Annotated in this window: 4 protein-coding genes; 1 reads left to right on the forward strand and 3 read right to left on the reverse strand. The window is 33.2% G+C overall.

Translation table 11 applies throughout. The features are described from left to right. Window positions 1–798, forward strand: a 798-nt coding sequence (locus J1782_RS00400; RefSeq protein WP_217151920.1) for a hypothetical protein, incomplete at its 5' end; no start/stop codon positions are given. A gap of 576 nt (window positions 799–1,374) precedes the next feature. Here the strand turns inward: J1782_RS00400 and J1782_RS00405 are convergent. The 3 genes from J1782_RS00405 to J1782_RS00415 form a co-directional block, all read right to left on the reverse strand. Then, the gene (locus tag J1782_RS00405; RefSeq protein WP_217151921.1) at window positions 1,375–1,635 is read right to left on the reverse strand and encodes a hypothetical protein; all 261 of its coding nucleotides are present in this window, start codon (window positions 1,633–1,635) and stop codon (window positions 1,375–1,377) included. Window positions 1,636–1,938: 303 nt separating this feature from the next. Then, window positions 1,939–2,919 carry a macro domain-containing protein gene (locus J1782_RS00410; protein WP_217151923.1) on the reverse strand — a complete coding sequence of 327 codons (981 nt, stop codon included), beginning with the start codon at window positions 2,917–2,919 and terminating at the stop codon, window positions 1,939–1,941. A gap of 4 nt (window positions 2,920–2,923) precedes the next feature. Further along, window positions 2,924–3,502: a DarT ssDNA thymidine ADP-ribosyltransferase family protein gene (locus tag J1782_RS00415; RefSeq protein ID WP_217151925.1), complete on the reverse strand. Its 579-nt coding sequence runs from the start codon at window positions 3,500–3,502 to the stop codon at window positions 2,924–2,926. Window positions 3,503–3,547: the final 45 nt, after the last annotated feature.

Below are 3,547 nucleotides of genomic sequence, written 5' to 3' on the forward strand. Positions count from 1 at the left end.
ATCTATGACAGTGGGAATTTCATAGACAAAATTGGTCTTGCTCGTAACATAATATCCATCCACATGGTGGATAAAAGTATGACGTCAATAAATGGTGGCACATTGAAGTCTATCGAGTCAGGTTATGATATATACCTTAAGGATAACGTAAAGCAATACATTGAAATAAAAAATAAAATTTCAGAATTCCTTATCGCTCAGTCAGATAAGGCATCCGACATTACAAAAAATATGTTTTCGACTTTCAAAACAAGTTTCTGGAGTATTATAACATTTTTTATTTCAGTCTTTCTTATTAAAATCATCACTTCTAATAGTTATAAAGGGACTGTAACTATAGAAACACTTGTTGTAACGCTTGTTTTTATTTTGTTTTCTGTAGTGTATTGGTACTTTACTAATAAAGAAGTGTTGGAAGAAAAGGAAAGATTACTTAGCCGATATGATACTATAAAAAATAGATATAAAGATCTTCTCAATGAAGATGATCTAAATAATATAATTAATACTGAAAAGCTAAAGAAAGACGACATTGTATATATAGAGTCTCGACGTGTCAGATTTTCATACATTTGGAATGGTTTTAATGTTGTTATTGCTGTCGTTGTTTTAGGTTTGTACTGCCTAGATAATAATAAGTCACAAGAAAATAAATTAGAAGAACAGCCAAAAGTTCAACAGCCACAGCCACAGCCACAGCCACAGCCACAGCCACAGCCACAGCCACAGCCACAAAATACCGACCGTAAAATACAAGGTCAAGGTATGACGGCAACTGAAATAAGAAAAACATCATAATATTCGTTGATGGTTTACCTTTCATTACATAATCAATATAATTCTATATTCACTACCCCGTACACATTTGTATATTACGTAGGCATTATGAATGGATGGTTATCATTATGGTAATAAGTAAATGGTAGTGAAATTCAACAAATATCTTCTGAGCCTTTTATTGGAACAAAGTACTAACATTTTGCAGCGATACTGACTCCTACAACTAACCTTGCACACCCCAAACGGCCCACTTTCGCAAGTACTGCAATAATTCAGCATCAAATACGCCTGATACGATAACTCTCGGACAGTACTTCATGATGTTCTTCAGCACTACCGGAAAGCTATTTCTATAGAATTGAGAGCTAAAATAGCTTTTATCGATTTTAACCACTTCAAAAATAGTACTAACGCCAGTTTGTACATTCACATTCCCAATACTTAGATAATTAAGGAAAAGTGCATTGCTTCCATGTAAAAGTGATTTCAGGTCTGGATTCGTTAACCCCTATTCAATCTTTGGAAAAGCTTCTGGAATCTGTAAATTAATGTATGGCATTGAGTGTAGAAGTACTCGAATGTATGCATCATGCCTCAAATCAATGCGGTGCTCTGATCGATATTGAGAGAACAAAATAGTTTATTTTCAAGGAAAAACTCTTCTTCATTTCTAATGAAATTTATTAAATCAATTAGATAAACTCTTTTTTCGTGGATAGACCAGCCTTGCATTATCTCCGCTGGTGCTGGATTAAGCACGTTAAAACCGTTTTCCTGAAATTTAGTCAATACTTCTACCCCTAACAACTTCTGATCTGTGCTCATTACAGGTTGTGCAAAGTATTGAGTAATCATCTCTCGCTATCCTGACTTTTAATGTACTGATGTTTGATTATACCAAGCAGGTCAGCTACAAACTAATGCGGATAAAAAACACTCTACTTTTGATATGTGTATGTAATCCCTTAAATTTTTAGGTTCGATAATGGTTGGGCTGGGGTTTGATTCTTTGAAACGTTGAAGTGCAGTAATCTTAGTTGCAGAGATACTCAACTTATTAAACTCATGAAAATATTATTTCAATTATTTTATGCAACATATGTGAACAACATAGCTAAAAACCTACCATACTAAATCATAACTTAATTAACCCCTGTATCATAGGGGTTTAATTATTTCATATTGGTCAAAAATATTTTTCTGTAAAATACCCGCACCTACCATTTTATGAAGTACCATCTCTTTAATTGAACCATCAACTAAATGCAAATTATTCACTTCACTATCATTGTTGGATAATAATTCAAATAGCTCAGGTAAAATCGCAAACTCTTCTTTAGACTGAAACTCATTGAGCAAATTAATATTAATTTGCAAAGTGGGGATTATTTTTTTAAACTCATTCTCAATATCTTTAGAGAGATGCGTATTAATATAATCATCTATAAAACCATCAAAATCATGAGCATATTTTTCCTTAAGTAATTTAATATCCTTAGTCACACCATCGAGATCACTAGAGAATGGACGGTTATGCTTGATGCTAAAATCAAAATAGTTAAGATCTGAAATTTTCTGTGCAATATAAAACAAACTGTTTAAACTATACCGTTTTTTGTCTTGCAAATATTTAAATGCATATATAACTAGTAAATGCTTAACATTAATAACATTTTTTTTATCTGCAAAACTCTCTTTAGTTACTGGAGCATATAAAACTATATCAACCGATTCAAGATCTGAAAAAATATCTTTAATCATAGACTCAACACGAGACCATTCTAACCCACCATTCCCACACCCTAATGGTGGAATAGATATAGATTTAATATCCCTACTAATGATTTCTATTTTTAATCGTTCTAGTCCTTGTAAAATAAAGTTGTATTGTGATTTTTTCCTCCAACTATCCTTGGTTGGAAAATTCACAATTAACTTTTGCTTTTCATTCACTATGAGAATATCACCAATCTTAAATGTACCTGCTCTGCAAGCATCTTGATATACTTTAAGATTATTAGGGAACATTTCCTTAAACTGATAGGCTATTCCTTTCCCCATAATCCCCTGACAGTTGACTGCATTGACTAAGGCAACTGTCTGAGATTGAAGAAGATCACCACTTTCATATCGAATCATTGTGTTAGCACATAGCTGGGTTAATGTTCACAAATTTAGACACATTCGATGCTTTTAGCAACCCTTCAACATGTTTTTTTGACTTGTCGTTATTAACATAAAATGATGCAAAGTCTTTTGCTTCAACAGTTTTAGGAGACAAACATTCTGCCATGCAAACCGACTTACATTCGGTATTTCTATAATCCCGTTGATTCATTAACTCCCAGTTTATTGCAGCAAACCCACTGTCATAATCCATTAACTGCAAACCTGTTGAAGCTAATGGATGCTGTGGGATGATTTTCCAACTATTTTGTCTTGCAAAATTTCGGTGAACCGCTATAAGACAAAATATCTTATCCTTGTGATCATTCTTAACTCTGCCGTCGAAAGGGTTGTTGGCAAAGAAATGAAAAGGAACCATAGTTTCTAATGTTTGAGCCCCACGCCCTCGAATAATTTCTCCATCAGCGACATCAACAAAATCATTACCTAACGATGCTCTGGAACGTAACCCACTAGAAATAATATTATCAAGGTTATCAATACAAGTGAGATGATACAAAAATGATTGATTTTGAATCATAGTTTGAAATGCCATTTGTTATCCTTTACTTAAGTCCATACTTGTGGATGTTTTCAATTC

This window comes from Rahnella sp. BCC 1045 (assembly GCF_019049615.1).
GTDB classification, from domain to species: Bacteria; Pseudomonadota; Gammaproteobacteria; order Enterobacterales; family Enterobacteriaceae; genus Rahnella; species Rahnella contaminans.